15 protein-coding genes and 1 tRNA gene are annotated in these 14909 nt (G+C 56.5%); 6 read left to right on the forward strand and 10 right to left on the reverse strand.

Annotated elements, in window-relative coordinates; genetic code table 11:
- Positions 1 to 37: 37 nt before the first annotated feature.
- The 4 genes from dtd to metF form a co-directional block, all read right to left on the reverse strand.
- Positions 38 to 475 (reverse strand): D-aminoacyl-tRNA deacylase, encoded by a 438-nt coding sequence (gene dtd / locus PH7735_RS06750; RefSeq protein ID WP_058310510.1) that lies wholly within the window; start codon positions 473 to 475, stop codon positions 38 to 40.
- A complete protein-coding gene (locus tag PH7735_RS06755) occupies positions 472 to 1368 on the reverse strand; it encodes a carbohydrate kinase family protein (protein WP_058310511.1) in 897 nt (298 codons plus the stop codon). Before PH7735_RS06755 ends, dtd begins: the two co-directional genes overlap by 4 nt.
- A 131-nt stretch (positions 1369 to 1499) precedes the next feature.
- Positions 1500 to 1991 (reverse strand): PaaI family thioesterase, encoded by a 492-nt coding sequence (locus PH7735_RS06760; RefSeq protein WP_058310512.1) that lies wholly within the window; start codon positions 1989 to 1991, stop codon positions 1500 to 1502.
- A gap of 71 nt (positions 1992 to 2062) precedes the next feature.
- The gene (metF, locus tag PH7735_RS06765; RefSeq protein ID WP_058311177.1) at positions 2063 to 2929 is read right to left on the reverse strand and encodes a methylenetetrahydrofolate reductase [NAD(P)H]; all 867 of its coding nucleotides are present in this window, start codon (positions 2927 to 2929) and stop codon (positions 2063 to 2065) included.
- A 97-nt stretch (positions 2930 to 3026) separates the two neighbouring features.
- Between metF and PH7735_RS06770 the strand changes: the two genes are divergently transcribed.
- The gene (locus tag PH7735_RS06770) at positions 3027 to 3932 is read left to right on the forward strand and encodes a LysR family transcriptional regulator (protein WP_058311178.1); all 906 of its coding nucleotides are present in this window, start codon (positions 3027 to 3029) and stop codon (positions 3930 to 3932) included.
- Positions 3933 to 4013: 81 nt separating this feature from the next.
- Here the strand turns inward: PH7735_RS06770 and curA are convergent, their stop codons facing one another.
- Complete coding sequence (curA, locus tag PH7735_RS06775) at positions 4014 to 5054, reverse strand: NADPH-dependent curcumin/dihydrocurcumin reductase (RefSeq protein WP_058311179.1); 1041 nt, start codon at positions 5052 to 5054, stop codon at positions 4014 to 4016.
- Between the two features lie 159 nt (positions 5055 to 5213).
- On the opposite strand from curA, the gene PH7735_RS06780 reads away from it, so the two are divergent.
- Complete coding sequence (locus tag PH7735_RS06780) at positions 5214 to 6005, forward strand: inositol monophosphatase family protein (protein ID WP_058311180.1); 792 nt, start codon at positions 5214 to 5216, stop codon at positions 6003 to 6005.
- Positions 6006 to 6371: 366 nt separating this feature from the next.
- Positions 6372 to 7745: an aspartate aminotransferase family protein gene (locus PH7735_RS06785; RefSeq protein ID WP_058310513.1), complete on the forward strand. Its 1374-nt coding sequence runs from the start codon at positions 6372 to 6374 to the stop codon at positions 7743 to 7745.
- A gap of 51 nt (positions 7746 to 7796) precedes the next feature.
- Here the strand turns inward: PH7735_RS06785 and PH7735_RS06790 are convergent, their stop codons facing one another.
- Genes PH7735_RS06790 through putA form a run of 3 tightly spaced genes read right to left on the reverse strand, consistent with a single transcriptional unit; the run spans position 7797 to position 12346 of the window.
- Positions 7797 to 8159 (reverse strand): GFA family protein, encoded by a 363-nt coding sequence (locus PH7735_RS06790; protein WP_058310514.1) that lies wholly within the window; start codon positions 8157 to 8159, stop codon positions 7797 to 7799.
- Complete coding sequence (locus tag PH7735_RS06795; protein ID WP_058310515.1) at positions 8156 to 8905, reverse strand: rhomboid family intramembrane serine protease; 750 nt, start codon at positions 8903 to 8905, stop codon at positions 8156 to 8158. Before PH7735_RS06795 ends, PH7735_RS06790 begins: the two co-directional genes overlap by 4 nt.
- Positions 8906 to 8935: 30 nt before the next feature.
- Positions 8936 to 12346 (reverse strand): bifunctional proline dehydrogenase/L-glutamate gamma-semialdehyde dehydrogenase PutA, encoded by a 3411-nt coding sequence (gene putA / locus PH7735_RS06800; RefSeq protein WP_058310516.1) that lies wholly within the window; start codon positions 12344 to 12346, stop codon positions 8936 to 8938.
- A gap of 108 nt (positions 12347 to 12454) precedes the next feature.
- Between putA and PH7735_RS06805 the strand changes: the two genes are divergently transcribed.
- The 3 genes from PH7735_RS06805 to PH7735_RS06815 all read left to right on the forward strand — a co-directional run bounded on the left by PH7735_RS06805 (position 12455) and on the right by PH7735_RS06815 (position 13813).
- A complete protein-coding gene (locus PH7735_RS06805; RefSeq protein WP_058311181.1) occupies positions 12455 to 12931 on the forward strand; it encodes an Lrp/AsnC family transcriptional regulator in 477 nt (158 codons plus the stop codon).
- 31 nt (positions 12932 to 12962) lie between these two features.
- Complete coding sequence (locus PH7735_RS06810) at positions 12963 to 13514, forward strand: tetratricopeptide repeat protein (RefSeq protein WP_058310517.1); 552 nt, start codon at positions 12963 to 12965, stop codon at positions 13512 to 13514.
- Between the two features lie 213 nt (positions 13515 to 13727).
- Positions 13728 to 13813, forward strand: a tRNA-Leu gene (locus tag PH7735_RS06815).
- Between the two features lie 274 nt (positions 13814 to 14087).
- On the opposite strand, the gene PH7735_RS06820 is transcribed toward PH7735_RS06815, so the two are convergent.
- Together PH7735_RS06820 and PH7735_RS06825 are read right to left on the reverse strand one after the other, a co-directional pair.
- Entirely contained in the window at positions 14088 to 14405 is a 318-nt protein-coding gene (locus tag PH7735_RS06820; RefSeq protein ID WP_058310518.1) for a hypothetical protein, read from the reverse strand.
- A 203-nt stretch (positions 14406 to 14608) separates the two neighbouring features.
- Positions 14609 to 14842: an acyl carrier protein gene (locus PH7735_RS06825; protein ID WP_058310519.1), complete on the reverse strand. Its 234-nt coding sequence runs from the start codon at positions 14840 to 14842 to the stop codon at positions 14609 to 14611.
- Positions 14843 to 14909 lie beyond the last annotated feature (67 nt).

Raw genomic sequence — 14909 nt, forward strand, 5'->3', positions numbered from 1 at the left:
ACGACAGGTTCCGTTTCGAAAACTTCGAAAAACAGGCCTAGATTTCCATCGCGATTGTCACAGGGCCGTCATTCAGCAACCGCACCTTCATATCTGCGCCAAACTGCCCCCGCGCGACGGGCAAGCCCAGCATTTCCAGCTGGTCGGCAAAATAGGTGTAGAGACGTTCCCCGTCTGCAGGCGCGGCGGCGCTGGAAAAACCGGGGCGGTTGCCGCTTCGGGTGTCTGCGGCCAGCGTGAATTGCGACACAACAAGAACACTGCCGCCGACATCTGTTACCGAGCGGTTCATCTTGCCCGCGTCATCCTGAAAAATCCGAAGCTTTGAAATTTTCGCGGCAAGCTTGTCTGCCTGGGTTTCGGTGTCGCCCTGCATGGCACAGACCAGAACCAAAAGACCCTGTTCGATTTCTCCGACAATCTCATTATCAACTGTGACGCTGGCTTCGCTGACGCGTTGCAAAAGGGCTTTCATTGCAGTTCCTCTTTCGTGGGGCCGTCGGAACCATGTCGGGTGACGGAGAATGTTGCCGACCGGATGCCATAGGCGGCAGCACGGTTCAATACCGCGGCTTCGGACTTGGCCATCAGGGCAGGGGTCATGCATCCTTGGGTGTTCAGGCTGGCCAGAAAGCCGGCATTGAATATGTCGCCCGCGCCAACAGTGTCTTTTACGGGCACGGGGGCCGCCGGAAAATGCTGTGCACCATGTCGCGAATACAGCGTCACACCATTCGCGCCATGTGTATGAATGACAACGGATGCCCGGCCCTGAAGCAATTGTTCCGGCGGGTCGGGGCGCAACCACGCCAAATCTTCGTCCGAGAATTTCAGGACGTCCGCCATGAGCATCATCCGGTCAAGCCGCTTGCGATAGTCTTCTTCCTGATCCTCGATCAATGCGGGGCGGATATTCACATCCAAAAGGATCAGACGGCTGTCTCCGGCCATCTGCATCAGGGCTTCAAAAACACCTGCAGCGGGGCGGTGGATCAGGCTGAGCCCTCCAAAAACCAATGCTTGGGCGGCCTCGATTTCCGGCATGTGCAGAAACGACAACGCACGGCCTGCGCTATCTTGGTCACGAAACGTAAATTGGGGACTGCCATCGACAAGGTCGACAATGGCTTGGGGGCAGGGGGCGTCCATCACGGGGCTGCGATTAAAATCCACGCCTTCGGTTTGAAGGGTGGTTTGGATGTGACGCCCGTGGGTGTCGTTTGAAAGCCCCGCAAACAGGGCGGCAGATTGGCCCAACCGCGAGAGAGCAACTGCAGTGTTGACCGCCGCACCACCAGAGACGGCACGCGTTGTTCCATCGGCCTTTGGCAAAAGGTCGATCACCGCTTCACCACAACAAAGTATCATTCGTGTCTTGCCCTGTCCCAAAGTCTCGCGCGCAGGCGAAAGAAACTGAAACCTGCGCCAAAATCGGCCAGAACACAACGCACAGTACGCCCTTCATTCGGAAGGCAAAGGTCGGCAGGCGTTTTCACAGATCAGAGTTTAGGACCATCCATGATGATACAAGTGGTAGAACCTGTGGCGTAGAGCTTTCCATCCTCAACACCCACGATTTCTCCGTCGGCGATACCAGTCGAGCGGCCCGCATGGTGCACGGTGCCGATGGCATGTACCTTGGTGCCCAAGGGGATCGGGCGAATGATATTCACCTTGAATTCCAATGTTGTATAGATTTGTCCGGCGCGCAGTTTGGTCTGAACCGCACAGGCCATACAACTGTCGAGGATCGTGCCATACCAGCCACCATGGACGGTGCCGAGCGGGTTCAAAGCTTTGAACGCCGGCGTGCCCTCAAAGACGACTTTGCCGTCTTCGGCAAGGACCGGCCAGAAATCCAGCGTCTCGCCTATGGGCGGGCCTGCGATCTCGCCATTTACGATGTCTTGCATCAATTGCAGACCAGTACGTTCCAAAACGTCCTGAATGCGGGGCAGTTCGCTGGTGTCTTGCGCGAATTTACGTGGCATGGGGGCGGCCTCCTGTTCTCCTCCCAGACAAGAGGCCGCAATGCGCGAGGTCTTGCAACCTCGTGCAGAAATTACGCCACGTTCTCGAGGGCGACGTTTGGCGTGATTCCCAGAGCGAAACAGACATCACGGGTCAATTCCGGTCTGTTGAGCGTGTAGAAATGCAGGGCATCGACGCCTTCATCCATCAGGTCGGAACACAGTTCCGTACACAGTGCGGTCGCCAGCAAATCAGTGCGCCCGTCTCTTTCCGCTTTTGAAAAAGCGTCGTCCAGCCAGCGTGGAATGTCAGTACCACAGCGCTTTGCAAAATTGCGTGCACCTTTCCAGTTTTCAATGGGAAGAATGCCCGGAATGATCGGAGCATCAATACCCGCCGCCGCACAGGCATCACGGAACCGCAAAAAGGTTTCGGGTTCAAAAAAGAACTGGGTGATTGCCTCGCTTGCGCCTGCATCGATCTTGCGTTTCAGCCAGTCAATGTCGGCTTGGGCATTGCTTGCTTCGGGGTGCTTGTCCGGATATGCGCCCACGCGGATCGTGAATTTTCCAGTGTCTGCAAGGGCTTCGATAAGTTCGACAGAATTGGCGAACCCGTCGGGGTGGGGGACAAATCCATCGCTGCCTTTCGGGGGATCACCGCGCAGAGCGACGATTTCGTTGACGCCGACGCGTGCAAATTCTTCGGCAATGGCCAGTGTTTCGGCTTTGGTCGCGTCAACACATGTCAGGTGGGCGGCGACATTCAGGCCGCTTGATTTATGCAAAGTGGCCACCGCATCACGGGTAAGGTCCCGCGTGGTGCCGCCTGCACCATAGGTGACAGAGACAAACCGCGGATCCATTGGCGCCAAAGTCTGAACAGTGTCCCAAAGGCGGAACGACGCTTCCAGATTTTGTGGCGGAAAGAATTCGTATGAAATTGCAGGTGCGGTCATGTTTTTGGTCCCTATCATGAGGTTGCGCTCAACATACAGACGTGACATTTGTTGGCAAATTCATAATCCTCAAGAACAACATGAGTTTCATATGAAGATGCATATCGAATTCCGTCACCTTCGCACGGTACGGGCGATCCACGAAGCGGGTGGTCTGGCGCGCGCGGCGGAACAATTGAACATTACCCAGTCCGCGCTGTCTCATCAGGTCAAGGGGTTGGAAGAGCAGGCAGGGGTCGAGTTGTTCGTGCGCCGCTCCAAGCCGATGAAGCTGTCTGCAGCGGGTATGCGCCTTTTGCGACTGGCGAACAAAATCCTTCCCGAAGTCGAAGCGCTTGAGGCCGAGTTCAACGGCCTGCGTGCCGGCAGCTCGGGGCGGTTGCATATCGCGATCGAATGCCATGCCTGTTTTGAGTGGCTGTTTCCCGTGCTTGAAAAGTTCCGCAAGATCTGGCCCGACGTGGATGTCGACATCCGTCCGGGTCTGGCGTTTGACGCTATGCCGGCGCTGCAAAAGGAAGAAGTTGATCTGGTCGTGTCGTCAGATCCTGAAAACCTGCCCGGTGTTTCCTTTTCCCATCTGTTTGATTACGCGCCGGTTTTTGTCGCTGCGTCCCAGCACCCTCTGGCCCAAAAGACGTTTATCGATGCCGAGGATTTTCGCGGAGAAACCTTGATCACCTATCCGGTGGAACGCGCACGTCTTGATATCTTTTCGCAGCTTTTGACGCCTGCCAAGGTCGAGCCTGCATCGGTGCGTCAGGCCGAGTTGACGGCCGTGATCCTGTTGCTTGTGGCGTCAAATCGCGGCGTTTCCGTCTTGCCGGACTGGGTGGTGCGCGAGGTGAAATATTCCTCTGACTATGTCACGCGACCATTGACAGAAACCGGTCTCACGCGACAGCTTTTTGCGGCAACCCGCGAAGACGATCTGGACAAGCCCTATATGGTGGACCTGATCCGCATGGCCGGAGAAGAAGCGCGCCGACTTCAGGACGCCTAGCCACTGATCCTGCATATTCTAGTGGGTCACCCGCTCTGGAGGTTTAGGGCGGGTGATCTGTTTTTAGTGTGGCTTTGGTGCCTATCCGACCTTAACGATCTGTTTGCCGCGGTTCGCACCTTTCAGCATGCCCATAAAGGCCGAAGGCGCATTTTCGAGCCCCTCTGCGATGTCTTCGACAAATTTGATGTCGCCTGACACCACCTGTGGCGCGACCTCGCTCAGGAACTCGGGATACTGGTCGTAGTGGTTCGAGATGATGAACCCGTTGACTGACAGGAATTTGACCAGAATGTTCCGCCAGATCGCAGGCGCCGTGAGACCCTTGCTGTCAGCATCGCCACCCAAGGCGCCTGCATCATACCAGCTGATCATACCGCAAACCGGAATACGCCCGTGCGGGTTCATAAGGGGCAAGACGGCCTCAAGCACTTTGCCGCCAACGTTTTCATAGTAGATGTCGATGCCATCGGGGCAGGCGTCTTTCAGCGCCGAACGCAAGTCACGCGCCGTTTCATAGGCGCGGTGGTCGAGACAGTCGTCAAACCCGTAAACGTCTTTGGCCATTGCGCATTTCTCTGCACCGCCGGCAATTCCAACAACCCGAAGCCCGGCTTTGCGCGCAAGCTGTCCCACCATTGATCCAACAGGACCGGTCGCGGCCGCAACAACAAGCGTTTCACCCGCTTTGGGGCGACCAAGCGCATTCAAGCCATACCATCCGGTAAAGCCGGGCATGCCAAGTACACCCAAAGCGGCGGTTAACGGCGCTTGCGCAGGGTCAAGCTTGCGCAGCATTTTTGCAGGTTGAACCGCATGCGTGGCCCAGCCCAGCATGCCAAATACACTGTCGCCGGGTTTCAGGTAATCGCTGCGCGAGGAAATCACCTCTCCGACGCCGCCCCCTTCCAGCGTGCCGCCGATCGGAACCGGCGCGGCATAGGATTTTGCGTCATCCATGCGTCCCCGCATATAGGGGTCAAGCGACATGTATTGGACCCGCACCAAAACCTCTCCGTCCTTAGGCTCTGGCATGGGGGCTGTTTCCAGTTTGAAATTGTCTTGCGTCGGCGCGCCCGTCGGGCGGCTTGCCAACACGATGTGTTGCATGGTTTCGCTCATTTGCATCTCCTCTTGCTGCATATACGGTGCGGGGGAAGTGGTCTTTTGGCAAGAAGATGCGGAATGTAGCGACTTGTGACGTTGGGACAGGTCTTGGCCCTTGGCAAACACGGTTTTGCGGCGTATACGCGCGGCCTGACATATGCAAGGAGCCATGCCATGCCAGGCAGCGCAAATCTGAACATCATGATCAAGGCCGCGCGCAAAACGGCCCGTTCCTTGATCAAGGACTTCCAGGAAGTCGAGAACCTACAGGTCTCGATGAAAGGCGCGGGCGACTTTGTGAGCCGTGCGGACCTTCGGGCCGAAGAAATTCTCAAAGAAGAACTCATGACCGCGCGTCCCACCTATGGCTGGCTGGCCGAAGAGGGCGGCGAAGAGGCGGGCAAAGACCCGACACGCCGTTGGATCGTCGATCCGCTGGATGGCACAACCAACTTCTTGCACGGTTTGCCGCACTGGGCGATCTCGATCGCGTTGGAGCATAAGGGCGAAGTTGTTGCCGGTGTGATTTATGACGCTGCCAAAGACGAATTGTTCTGGGCCGAAAAAGGCGAGGGCGCCTGGCTGAACGACAGCAAACGCCTGCGTGTTTCGAACCGTAACCGGATGATCGAGTCGATCTTTGCCACAGGGTTGCCGTTTGGCGGACGTTCCGATCTGCCAGCGACCTTGAAAGACATGGCGCGTCTGCTGCCTGCAACTGCAGGTGTGCGCCGTTTCGGGGCTGCGTCGCTTGATATGGCCTATGTGGCTGCGGGACGTTACGAAGGCTTCTGGGAGCGTCGTTTGAAATCTTGGGATGTCGCGGCGGGCATCATTATCGTGAAAGAAGCGGGCGGTTTTGTGCAACCACTGAACCCAGAAGGCGATATTCTCGAAGATGGAGACGTGATTTGCTCGAACGAGCCGATCTTTGACCAGTTCTCCAAAGTCATTCGCAACACCTGATCTCGCGCTGAACGCCGGTCTTTTTGAAAGACATGGCGTCGTTCATGCGTTTTGGCAGGATACCCATATTTCCCAAAGCCCCCTCCATATCTGGTGGGGGCTTTTTGCATCCGTTCGCTGTGCTCGCGGGGCCAGCACAGCGGACCTGTTCAAGCTTTGCCTGTGAGGCCCGCCCGGAATAGGCTTTTCATCGTCACATCTGTTCGCTAACATCCACGGACCTTGGCAATAAAGGCATTGCGCGCTGCTGTCGGGGGTGAGCGGAGCCTTCCCGCTTAGCCCGGTGAAAGCAATGACCCGGGTTGCGCATCAAAGGCTCTTGTCATTCAAAAAGGCGGCGCGCCGCCATGACCAAGAGAAGACACCATGCTTAAAAATGATCAACTCGACGCTTGGGATCGCGAGAACTTTTTCCATCCCTCCACGCATCTTGCCGAATTTGCGCGCGGGAACCTGCCGCAGCGCATAGTCACCGGTGGGGCCGGCTGTCATATCGAGGACCGCGACGGGACCCGCTTGCTTGACGCGTTTGCCGGGCTGTATTGCGTCAACGTGGGCTATGGGCGGCCCGAGATTGCCGACGCCATCGCGGATCAGGCCAAAGAGCTCGCCTATTACCATTCCTACGTCGGGCACGGCACCGAAGCCGCCATTACCTTGGCCAAGATGGTTTTAGATCGGGCGCCTGCCAATATGTCCAAAGTCTATTTCGGTCTGTCAGGATCAGATGCAAACGAGACCAATATCAAGCTGGTCTGGTATATGAATAATATCCTTGGGCGGCCTGAAAAGAAAAAGATCATCTCGCGCTGGCGGGGCTATCACGGTTCGGGTTTGATGACGGGGTCGTTGACGGGCCTTGATCTGTTTCATCAGAAATTTGACCTGCCGCTGGCGGAGGTGATCCACACCGAAGCCCCCTATTATTTCCGCCGCGACGATCTGGACATGACCGAAGCACAGTTCGTAGCGCATTGTGCGGCTGAGCTTGAGGGGTTGATCGCGCGCGAAGGGGCGGACAATATCGCGGCCTTTATTGCAGAACCGGTGCTGGGCACCGGCGGCATTGTGCCGCCGCCCGAGGGATATTGGGCCGCGATCCAGGAGGTTCTGGAAAGGCATGATATCCTGTTGATTGCTGATGAGGTGGTGACCGGATTTGGACGACTGGGAAGCATGTTCGGCTCGGACCATTATGGGATGCGTCCCGATATCATCACCATCGCCAAGGGGCTGACCTCTGCCTATGCGCCGTTGTCGGGATCGATTGTGTCGGACAAGGTCTGGTCGGTGCTGGAGCAGGGAACGGACGAGAATGGGCCTATCGGTCACGGCTGGACCTATTCGGCGCATCCCATCGGAGCCGCGGCAGGGGTGGCCAATCTCAAGTTGTTGGACAGTTTGGATCTGGTCGCGAACGCAGGCGAGACAGGGGCGTATCTGAACGCCACGATGGCTGCGGCTTTGGCGGATCATCCCAACGTGGGCGAGGTGCGCGGCGAAGGGATGCTCTGTGCCGTTGAATTTGTCGAGGATAAGGATGACCGGCGCTTCTTTGATCCGTCCCTAAAAGTAGGGCCGCAACTTTCGGCGGCTCTTTTGGAAGGGGACAGGACTATCGCACGCGCCATGCCGCAGGGCGATATCCTCGGGTTTGCGCCGCCCTTCTGTCTCACAAAGGAAGAGGCCGACCAAGTTGTGGCCGCCACCGTGCGGGCCGTCAACAAAGTGCTGGGGTGAGGTAGATCAAAGGGCGGGGGCGGCGACAGGTTCGCCCCCATCCGATCCACTTTACCGGTCCGAGGGGTGGTTGATCCCGTCGACCCACGGAATGTCACCAAAATCTCTGGGATTAAGGCCTTCTATGGCGCCAAGGTTGACGCCGTATTCATTCGGGTTCGAGCGGCGCTTGTGATGGGTGTAGATGCCACATGTCTTGCAGAAATAGTGTTTGGCGGTCTTAGTGTTCCATTGGTACAGCGTCAGGTTTTCCGCGCCTTTGACCACCGTCAAATCTTCCAGAGCCATCGTGACCGCTGCGGCGCCGCGACGGCGGCAGAACGAGCAGTCACAGCGGGATGCGGATGATATTGGCGTCTTCGGCGTCAGCTGCAATTCAACGGCACCGCAATGGCAGGTCGCTTTATAGGTCATCTGCGTTTTCTCCTGACTGAGGGAATATGACTGCGACTTAGAGCATATTTTGCTTCGGGATGGGGCGGGTGGCCTGCGCTTTTTTGCCAGAAATCCGGTCCACCCCGTTTAAGCCAGCTGGGCAAGATCAACACCAGCCCCGCGATAAACCCACCCGCATGAGCCCAATGGGCGACACCGCTCAAAGACGCGTCTGTCAGAACGCCCGATCCAACCTGCAAAATGAACCACAGGCCCAGAACAATCCAGGCGGGCACGGGGAAGATTTTGAAGAAAATCAGAAGGATCAGAATGACATCGACGCGCGCCTTGGGAAACAGCAACAAATAGCCCCCCATAACGCCCGCAATGGCCCCCGACGCGCCGACCACGGGGATTTCCGACAGCGGGCCTGACACGACCTGAACCAAGCCGGCCGCGATGCCGCACAGCAGATAGAACAGTGCAAACCCCGCATGGCCCAACGTGTCTTCGAGGTTGTCGCCAAAGACCCACAGGAACAGCATATTGCCGCCAAGATGCATCCAGCCTCCGTGCAGAAACATGGAGGTGATCAGGGCAATGTATCCTGAACCGCCTGAAACATCCGCCGGAATAAGCGCCCAGCGTTGAAAGAAGGCCTCTAGTTGATAGGGCTGGTTCATCAGCGAGACGTAGCTGAGAAAAACGCCGATGTTCAGCGCCATCAGAACATAGACAACATAGGGCGTGCGCCCGGACGGGTTGTGATCGCGGATTGGGAACATGCGCCTATGTTGAGGGAATTGGCCGGGGCGTCAAGACGCCCCGCCAAGCAGAGCCGCATTTCCACCGGCTGCCGTTGTATCGACACAGACGTGGCGTTCGCCAACGGCCCGCGCACGATCGGGTGTTCCTGTCATCAACGGCAGGATCGGGCCGCGGTGTTTCGCGAGTGCCTGCTCGCAGGCCCGAGCAAAACCCGTCTCTCCCCACCAGACCGCACCGGAAAATCCAGAGAGGGTTTCCAGAGCGTCGGGCTTGATTTTGCCTGTGGAAGCAACGGCTCGCCCGCCAAGGGATTTGATCAAGGCCACCTGTTTCGCAACAGCGTCCTCACCGGGCCCAAGGCACAGGACAGGCGCACGCGAGAAGGTGGTCAGGCGATTGGACTCGCCCGTTGGGCCGGGCAAGGATACGGTGTGTGTGGCATCGCTTTCGGGGGCGGTGCGGATGAGGGTCTGCAACTCATCCTGTGACATGTCATTCTGCCATGTCCCGCCGGTCTGTGCATCAGGTGCTGCAAACCGCGCGAGATAGTTGGGGCCGCCCGCCTTGGGGCCGGTTCCGGAAAGACCCTCACCACCAAAGGGTTGAGAGCCGACGATGGCGCCAATCTGGTTGCGGTTCACATAGATATTGCCGGCATGGATGGTGTCGCTCACATGTTGCACACGGTCATCGATGCGGGTCTGAAGCCCGAAGGTCAGGCCATAGCCCGTTGCGTTGATCGTATTTATCACCTCGTCCAGCTCATTGGACTTGAAGGTCGCCACATGCAGCACCGGACCAAAGATCTCGCGTTCCAGATCCGCAATGCTGTTAACCTTGATCAGGGTCGGGGCGATAAAGGTGCCGGTCTGGGGCACTTCCATCTGGAACATGACGCGCCCCTCTGCGTCGGCCTGTGCAATATGGGCTGCAATGCCGGCCTGTGCCGTTGCATCGATAACAGGTCCGCTGTCTGTGCGAAGTTCCCAAGGATTTCCGACGTGCAGTTCTTTCATCGCGCCGGTCAGCATTTCAATCAGCCCGTCCGCGATGTCTTCCTGCACATAGAGACAGCGCAGCGCGGAACACCGTTGTCCCGCCGATTGGAAGGCGCTTTCGATGATGGCGGTGACGGCTTGTTCGGGAAGGGCGGTCGAGTCGACGATCATCGCGTTCAATCCACCGGTTTCGGCCAGCAACGGCGCACCGGGCGCGAGGTTGTCGGCCATGGCGCTGCGGATTTTCCACGCGGTTTCGGTTGAGCCTGTGAAGGCTACGCCATCAACACGCGGGTCACTTGTCAGCATTGCGCCCACGTCGCCTGCACCCGGCAACAATTGCAGGGCTGTGCGCGGGACTCCCGCCGCATGTAGCAGTTTGATCGCTTCATATGCGATAAGGGGCGTCTGTTCAGCAGGTTTGGCCAAGACGGCGTTGCCCGCAGCCAGAGCGGCAGAAATCTGACCCGAGAAGATCGCCAGCGGGAAGTTCCAGGGGCTGATACAGGTGAACAGACCGGCAGGGGCGTCTGACGGCGCATTGGCGCCATAGTACCGCAGAAAGTCTACCGCTTCGCGCAGTTCTGCCACGGCGTCCAGTTGGCTTTTGCCAGCTTCGCGCGCCAGTAGGGCAAACAACATGCCAAAGTTATCTTCATAAAGATCAGCAGCTTTGTTGAGGATCTCGCCGCGCTCGGCTGGTGAAGCCTTCCAAGGCTGGGCTGCTTCCAAAGCGGCGTTCACATCTTCTGCACTGGCCGGTGCGACAGTTCCGGGCTGATCCGCAGGCAAGGCCGGGTTCTGTACGGGAACCGCTGCTGCGGGACTGGCCTCACAGGCAAGCAAGGGGGCTGCTGTCCAGCGGTGCGTCAAATAAGGGGTGCGGGCGGCCTCGATGGTTTCGAGTGTGGGCACATCGCGCAGGTCGAACCCGACAGAGTTCACACGCTCGGGCGCAAACAGTTCCGGTCCTGTGGCCAATGGGGCGTGCGGGTCTTCATAGACATCAAAGGGGTCACGCGCGACATCTTCTGCGGGGACCTCTTCGTCAACAATCTGGTTCACGAATGACGAGTTTGCCCCGTTTTCAAGAAGGCGGCGCACCAGATAGGCCAGCAAATCACGGTGGGCCCCAACCGGTGCGTAAATCCGGCAACGGGTGTTCTGTGCTTTCAGAACGATGTCATGCAGCGCTTCACCCATGCCGTGCAAACGTTGGAATTCATAAGACGAATTATCATCGGCCATATCCAGAATGGCGGCAACTGTGTGGGCGTTATGGGTTGCAAACTGTGGATAGATCCGGTCGGTCATCGACAACAATTTCCGCGCATTGGCCATATAGGAAATGTCGGTTGCGGCTTTGGTTGTGAACACGGGAAACCCGTCGATCCCCATGACCTGAGCATTTTTGACTTCGGTGTCCCAATAGGCGCCCTTAACCAGACGCACCATGATTTTGCGATCAAGACGCGTTGCCACCTCGTAGAGGAAATCCAGTGTGGCGCCGGCCCGTTTGCCATAGGCTTGAACAACAACGCCAAACCCGTCCCATCCGGCAAGTGCCGGTTCTGCAAGTACGGTTTCGATCACATCCATCGACAGCGATAGGCGGTCTGCCTCTTCTGCGTCGATGTTAAGGCCCATGCCCGCAGATTTGGCCAACAGTGCCAATGAGCGCAAACGTGGCACAAGTTCATCCATCACTCGTGCCCGTTGCCCGATTTCATAGCGTGGGTGCAGAGCAGACAGTTTGACCGAGATACCGGGGTTTTGGCGGATATCGTCGTGCACACAAGCGTTTGCGATCGCCGTAATGGCGCGGCTATAGGCAAGGTGGTACCGCATCGCGTCTGCGTCGGTTTTGGCCGCTTCACCCAACATATCGTAAGAGTAGGTATACCCCTGTTCTTCCATCTCGGAGGCGCGTTTCATTGCGTTTGTGATGGTTTCCCCCAACACGAACTGACGTCCCATCTCTTTCATGGCGCGCCCGACCGCGGTGCGGATCACAGGCTCGCCCAGCCGTTTGACCGCGCCGCGCAGGGTTCCGATCAAACCGGGTTCACGGTCTTCAAGAACCTTGCCGGTGAGTAACAGCGCCCAGGTTGAGGCGTTCACCAAAGACGAGGTGGATTTCCCAAGGTGTTGGCCCCAGTCAGAGGGCGCGATCTTGTCTTCGATCAATGCATCAATGGTTTCGGCATCCGGGACACGCAGAAGCGCTTCGGCCAGACACATCAAGGCGATGCCTTCGTCCGTTGAAAGACCATATTCAGCCAGAAATACTTCCATCATGCCCGGCTTGGTGTCTTCGCGAATACCACGCACCAGATCAGCGCCCTGTTCGCAAATGCGGGCGCGATCTACGGGGCTCAGGCCCGTTTGGTCCTTGAGCGTCGCAACAAGGGGGGCTTCGTCGGTATAGGTTGTGGTGTCGATCAGGGTGCGAGCAGACATGAGGCGTGACTCCGGTTGTTTCGATCAGTATACCAATCTTGATACGGGCAGTTTTCCTGAAAATTTCGAAACTACAGTTCGAAACGGGATAAATTGGAGGATATTGCAGTGCAAAGTGACAATGTTGATCTGGATCGGTTGGACCATGCGATTCTGGAGGTGTTGTCGTCTGACGGGCGCATCTCGATTACGGATCTGGCCAAACGTATCGGCCTGTCGAAATCCCCCACGCAAGCCCGCCTGAGGCGTTTGGAAGCCGAGGGGGTGATCGCCGGCTACCGTGTTCTTGTTGATCCCATACGCCTTGGGTTGGATCATGTGGCCTTTGTCGAAGTAAAACTGAACGACACGCGCGAAGCCGCGTTGCGCGCCTTTAACGAGGCGATCATACTGGTCGGAGAAATTGAACAGGCCCACATGATTGCCTCCAATTTTGACTATCTCCTCAAGGTAAGAACACGCAGCATGGCCGCGTACCGGTCTGTTTTGGCAGAGAAAATATCTACCCTGCCATATGTGGCGAGCACATCGACCTATGTTGCGATGCAAGCCGTGAAAGAGCCTGCTCTCGGGGATGTGACTTGATCCTTACGGCAACCGTGCCACCCTAGGGGCCATGAAACAGTTTGCCTTTCTTCTTTTTGCGACGCCGGCCTTGGCAGCGGAATGCCCAATGGCCCCTGATCATTCCTCCACGCTGGATGCGTTGATTTCCCAAGTTCAAACCGCCCCTGACGAGGGGACCGCGAGCGAGATATCCAACCAGCTGTGGGAGTATTGGGCCGATGCGCCCGATGAGACGGCACAGGAAATTCTCAACCGGGGTATGCGCAAACGGGCGGCGTGGGATCTTTTAGGCGCCCGCGAGGATTTTGATGCGCTGATCTCTTACTGCCCAGATTATGCTGAGGGATACAATCAAAGAGCTTTTGTTAACTTCTTGCGTCAGGACTATGAGGTTGCCTTGCCGGATCTCGAGCGGGCGATTGAACTGTCTCCGCGCCATATCGGTGCCTTGTCTGGCCGAGCGCTTAGTCTGGTTGGCCTTGGTCGAGAGGCTGAAGCACAGGATGCGCTGGCCGCTGCGCTCGAGCTTAATCCGTGGCTGCCAGAGCGCAGTTTGTACAAGCCGCCAGAACCCATTCCACAGACGGGTGATGACATCTGAATTGCGCCCCTCGTTGTGCATAGCGGCGGGTTGCACAAAAGCTAAGCATCTATTATCGCGTCACAATTCGGCACCTATCTGCCGATCGCATCCTTCTGCTTTCAGGCGCGCCCAAGCCTGAAAATTTCAGGAAAAATCGTGCAATTGCCCACTTTACACCTGATCCAAAGGCGCTATTGTCGCGGGCCTGACCACATGGTCAAAGTCACGATTGCCCGCGTGGTGGAACGGTAGACACAGGGGACTTAAAATCCCTAGCTAGGAATAGCGTGCCGGTTCGAATCCGGCCGCGGGTACCACACACCAAAAGGCGCTTTGCGCCAAAGTGTATATAACTTTCTTAACAGATAGCTTTGTCCAGTGTTTGATGGGGATGGTCATGCCACTTTGCGGTGGGCGCTGCCTTTGAGCAGTGGCGCGGCCCAGGGGCAGTCAGACACGTTTGATGGCTTAGGCCAAAGACAGCATTCCGACTTATGTAGCCATCCCAAAAACGCAAATGGCAAGGACACTTCTGTATCCTTGCCAATCACGAATGTTGCGATGATCAAATAGCTTACTAATTGTTCGGCTTTATGTTGCCTGTTCTGCTTTGCGTTGTTTGATCAGTTCGGCAGGGTTTCCAGGCTCGGCATTGGTCAATTCCAACTTAAGAGCACCGCGTGCCTTCAAAACGCGTGCGAGCTTGTTTGCCTGCTGGATAAAAGTTTTGCGTTCGTCCTGCCATTTCTGTTTGCGCTCGGCCTGAATTGCATCTCTGTCTTCAGTTTGAGGAGGTTCCATGCTGATCATGAAGAGCGTACGCGCCAATTCTTGCACGATACGGCTTTCTTCTGTTGGTTCGGGCGCGTCTTTAGGGCGGGAAGGGGCGGCGGCTGGTGTGTCGTTCACGGCTTGAAGTCTCCGACTGTCATGGAGTTAAAGTTTTTGAGTTTATGGCATGAGGCTAACATGGCATCTGTCTTGGTCAATAATCCTGTTGTTATAAATTTTTGGTTTTGGTCACTTGCAGCAAGGCTTGAACGCCCTGAATATGAAAAGATACCTGCATGTGTACCTATGTGGCAAATTGCTCAAAAAATACGCAAAATTATTTATAGTCCTATTGTTTTAAGGTGCGAAAGAAGCTGCCCAACAGTTTTAATTGAAGCGTTTAGCGTCGAAACATCAATATCCAGATCGTACTCTTCTTCGATATCCATAATCATTTCGGTAAATCTCATTGACCCAATGTCCAAACCCTCGCCAAAAAGCACATCATCCAAGCTTACTTTTTCTGCACGTGAGTGTTTCTCCACCATCTTAAGAAAAACATCTTGATCGATCATTGCTCTCTCCATAGACCTTTGTTCGACAATAGACAGAGTTTCATTTGCCAAATCAATCCATACCCCC

The sequence above is a fragment of the Shimia thalassica genome, assembly GCF_001458215.1.
In the GTDB taxonomy this organism is placed as follows: Bacteria; Pseudomonadota; Alphaproteobacteria; order Rhodobacterales; family Rhodobacteraceae; genus Shimia; species Shimia thalassica.

Coding starts and splice junctions, on each gene's coding strand:
- PH7735_RS06785 (WP_058310513.1), top strand. CDS start 6,372: ATGCTTAAAAATGATCAACTCGACGCTTGGGATCGCGAGAACTTTTTC.
- curA (WP_058311179.1), bottom strand. CDS start 5,054: ATGAGCGAAACCATGCAACACATCGTGTTGGCAAGCCGCCCGACGGGC.
- PH7735_RS06780 (WP_058311180.1), top strand. CDS start 5,214: ATGCCAGGCAGCGCAAATCTGAACATCATGATCAAGGCCGCGCGCAAA.
- PH7735_RS06790 (WP_058310514.1), bottom strand. CDS start 8,159: ATGACCTATAAAGCGACCTGCCATTGCGGTGCCGTTGAATTGCAGCTG.
- putA (WP_058310516.1), bottom strand. CDS start 12,346: ATGTCTGCTCGCACCCTGATCGACACCACAACCTATACCGACGAAGCC.
- PH7735_RS06755 (WP_058310511.1), bottom strand. CDS start 1,368: ATGATACTTTGTTGTGGTGAAGCGGTGATCGACCTTTTGCCAAAGGCC.
- dtd (WP_058310510.1), bottom strand. CDS start 475: ATGAAAGCCCTTTTGCAACGCGTCAGCGAAGCCAGCGTCACAGTTGAT.
- PH7735_RS06810 (WP_058310517.1), top strand. CDS start 12,963: ATGAAACAGTTTGCCTTTCTTCTTTTTGCGACGCCGGCCTTGGCAGCG.
- PH7735_RS06760 (WP_058310512.1), bottom strand. CDS start 1,991: ATGCCACGTAAATTCGCGCAAGACACCAGCGAACTGCCCCGCATTCAG.
- PH7735_RS06795 (WP_058310515.1), bottom strand. CDS start 8,905: ATGTTCCCAATCCGCGATCACAACCCGTCCGGGCGCACGCCCTATGTT.
- PH7735_RS06825 (WP_058310519.1), bottom strand. CDS start 14,842: ATGATCGATCAAGATGTTTTTCTTAAGATGGTGGAGAAACACTCACGT.
- PH7735_RS06770 (WP_058311178.1), top strand. CDS start 3,027: ATGCATATCGAATTCCGTCACCTTCGCACGGTACGGGCGATCCACGAA.
- metF (WP_058311177.1), bottom strand. CDS start 2,929: ATGACCGCACCTGCAATTTCATACGAATTCTTTCCGCCACAAAATCTG.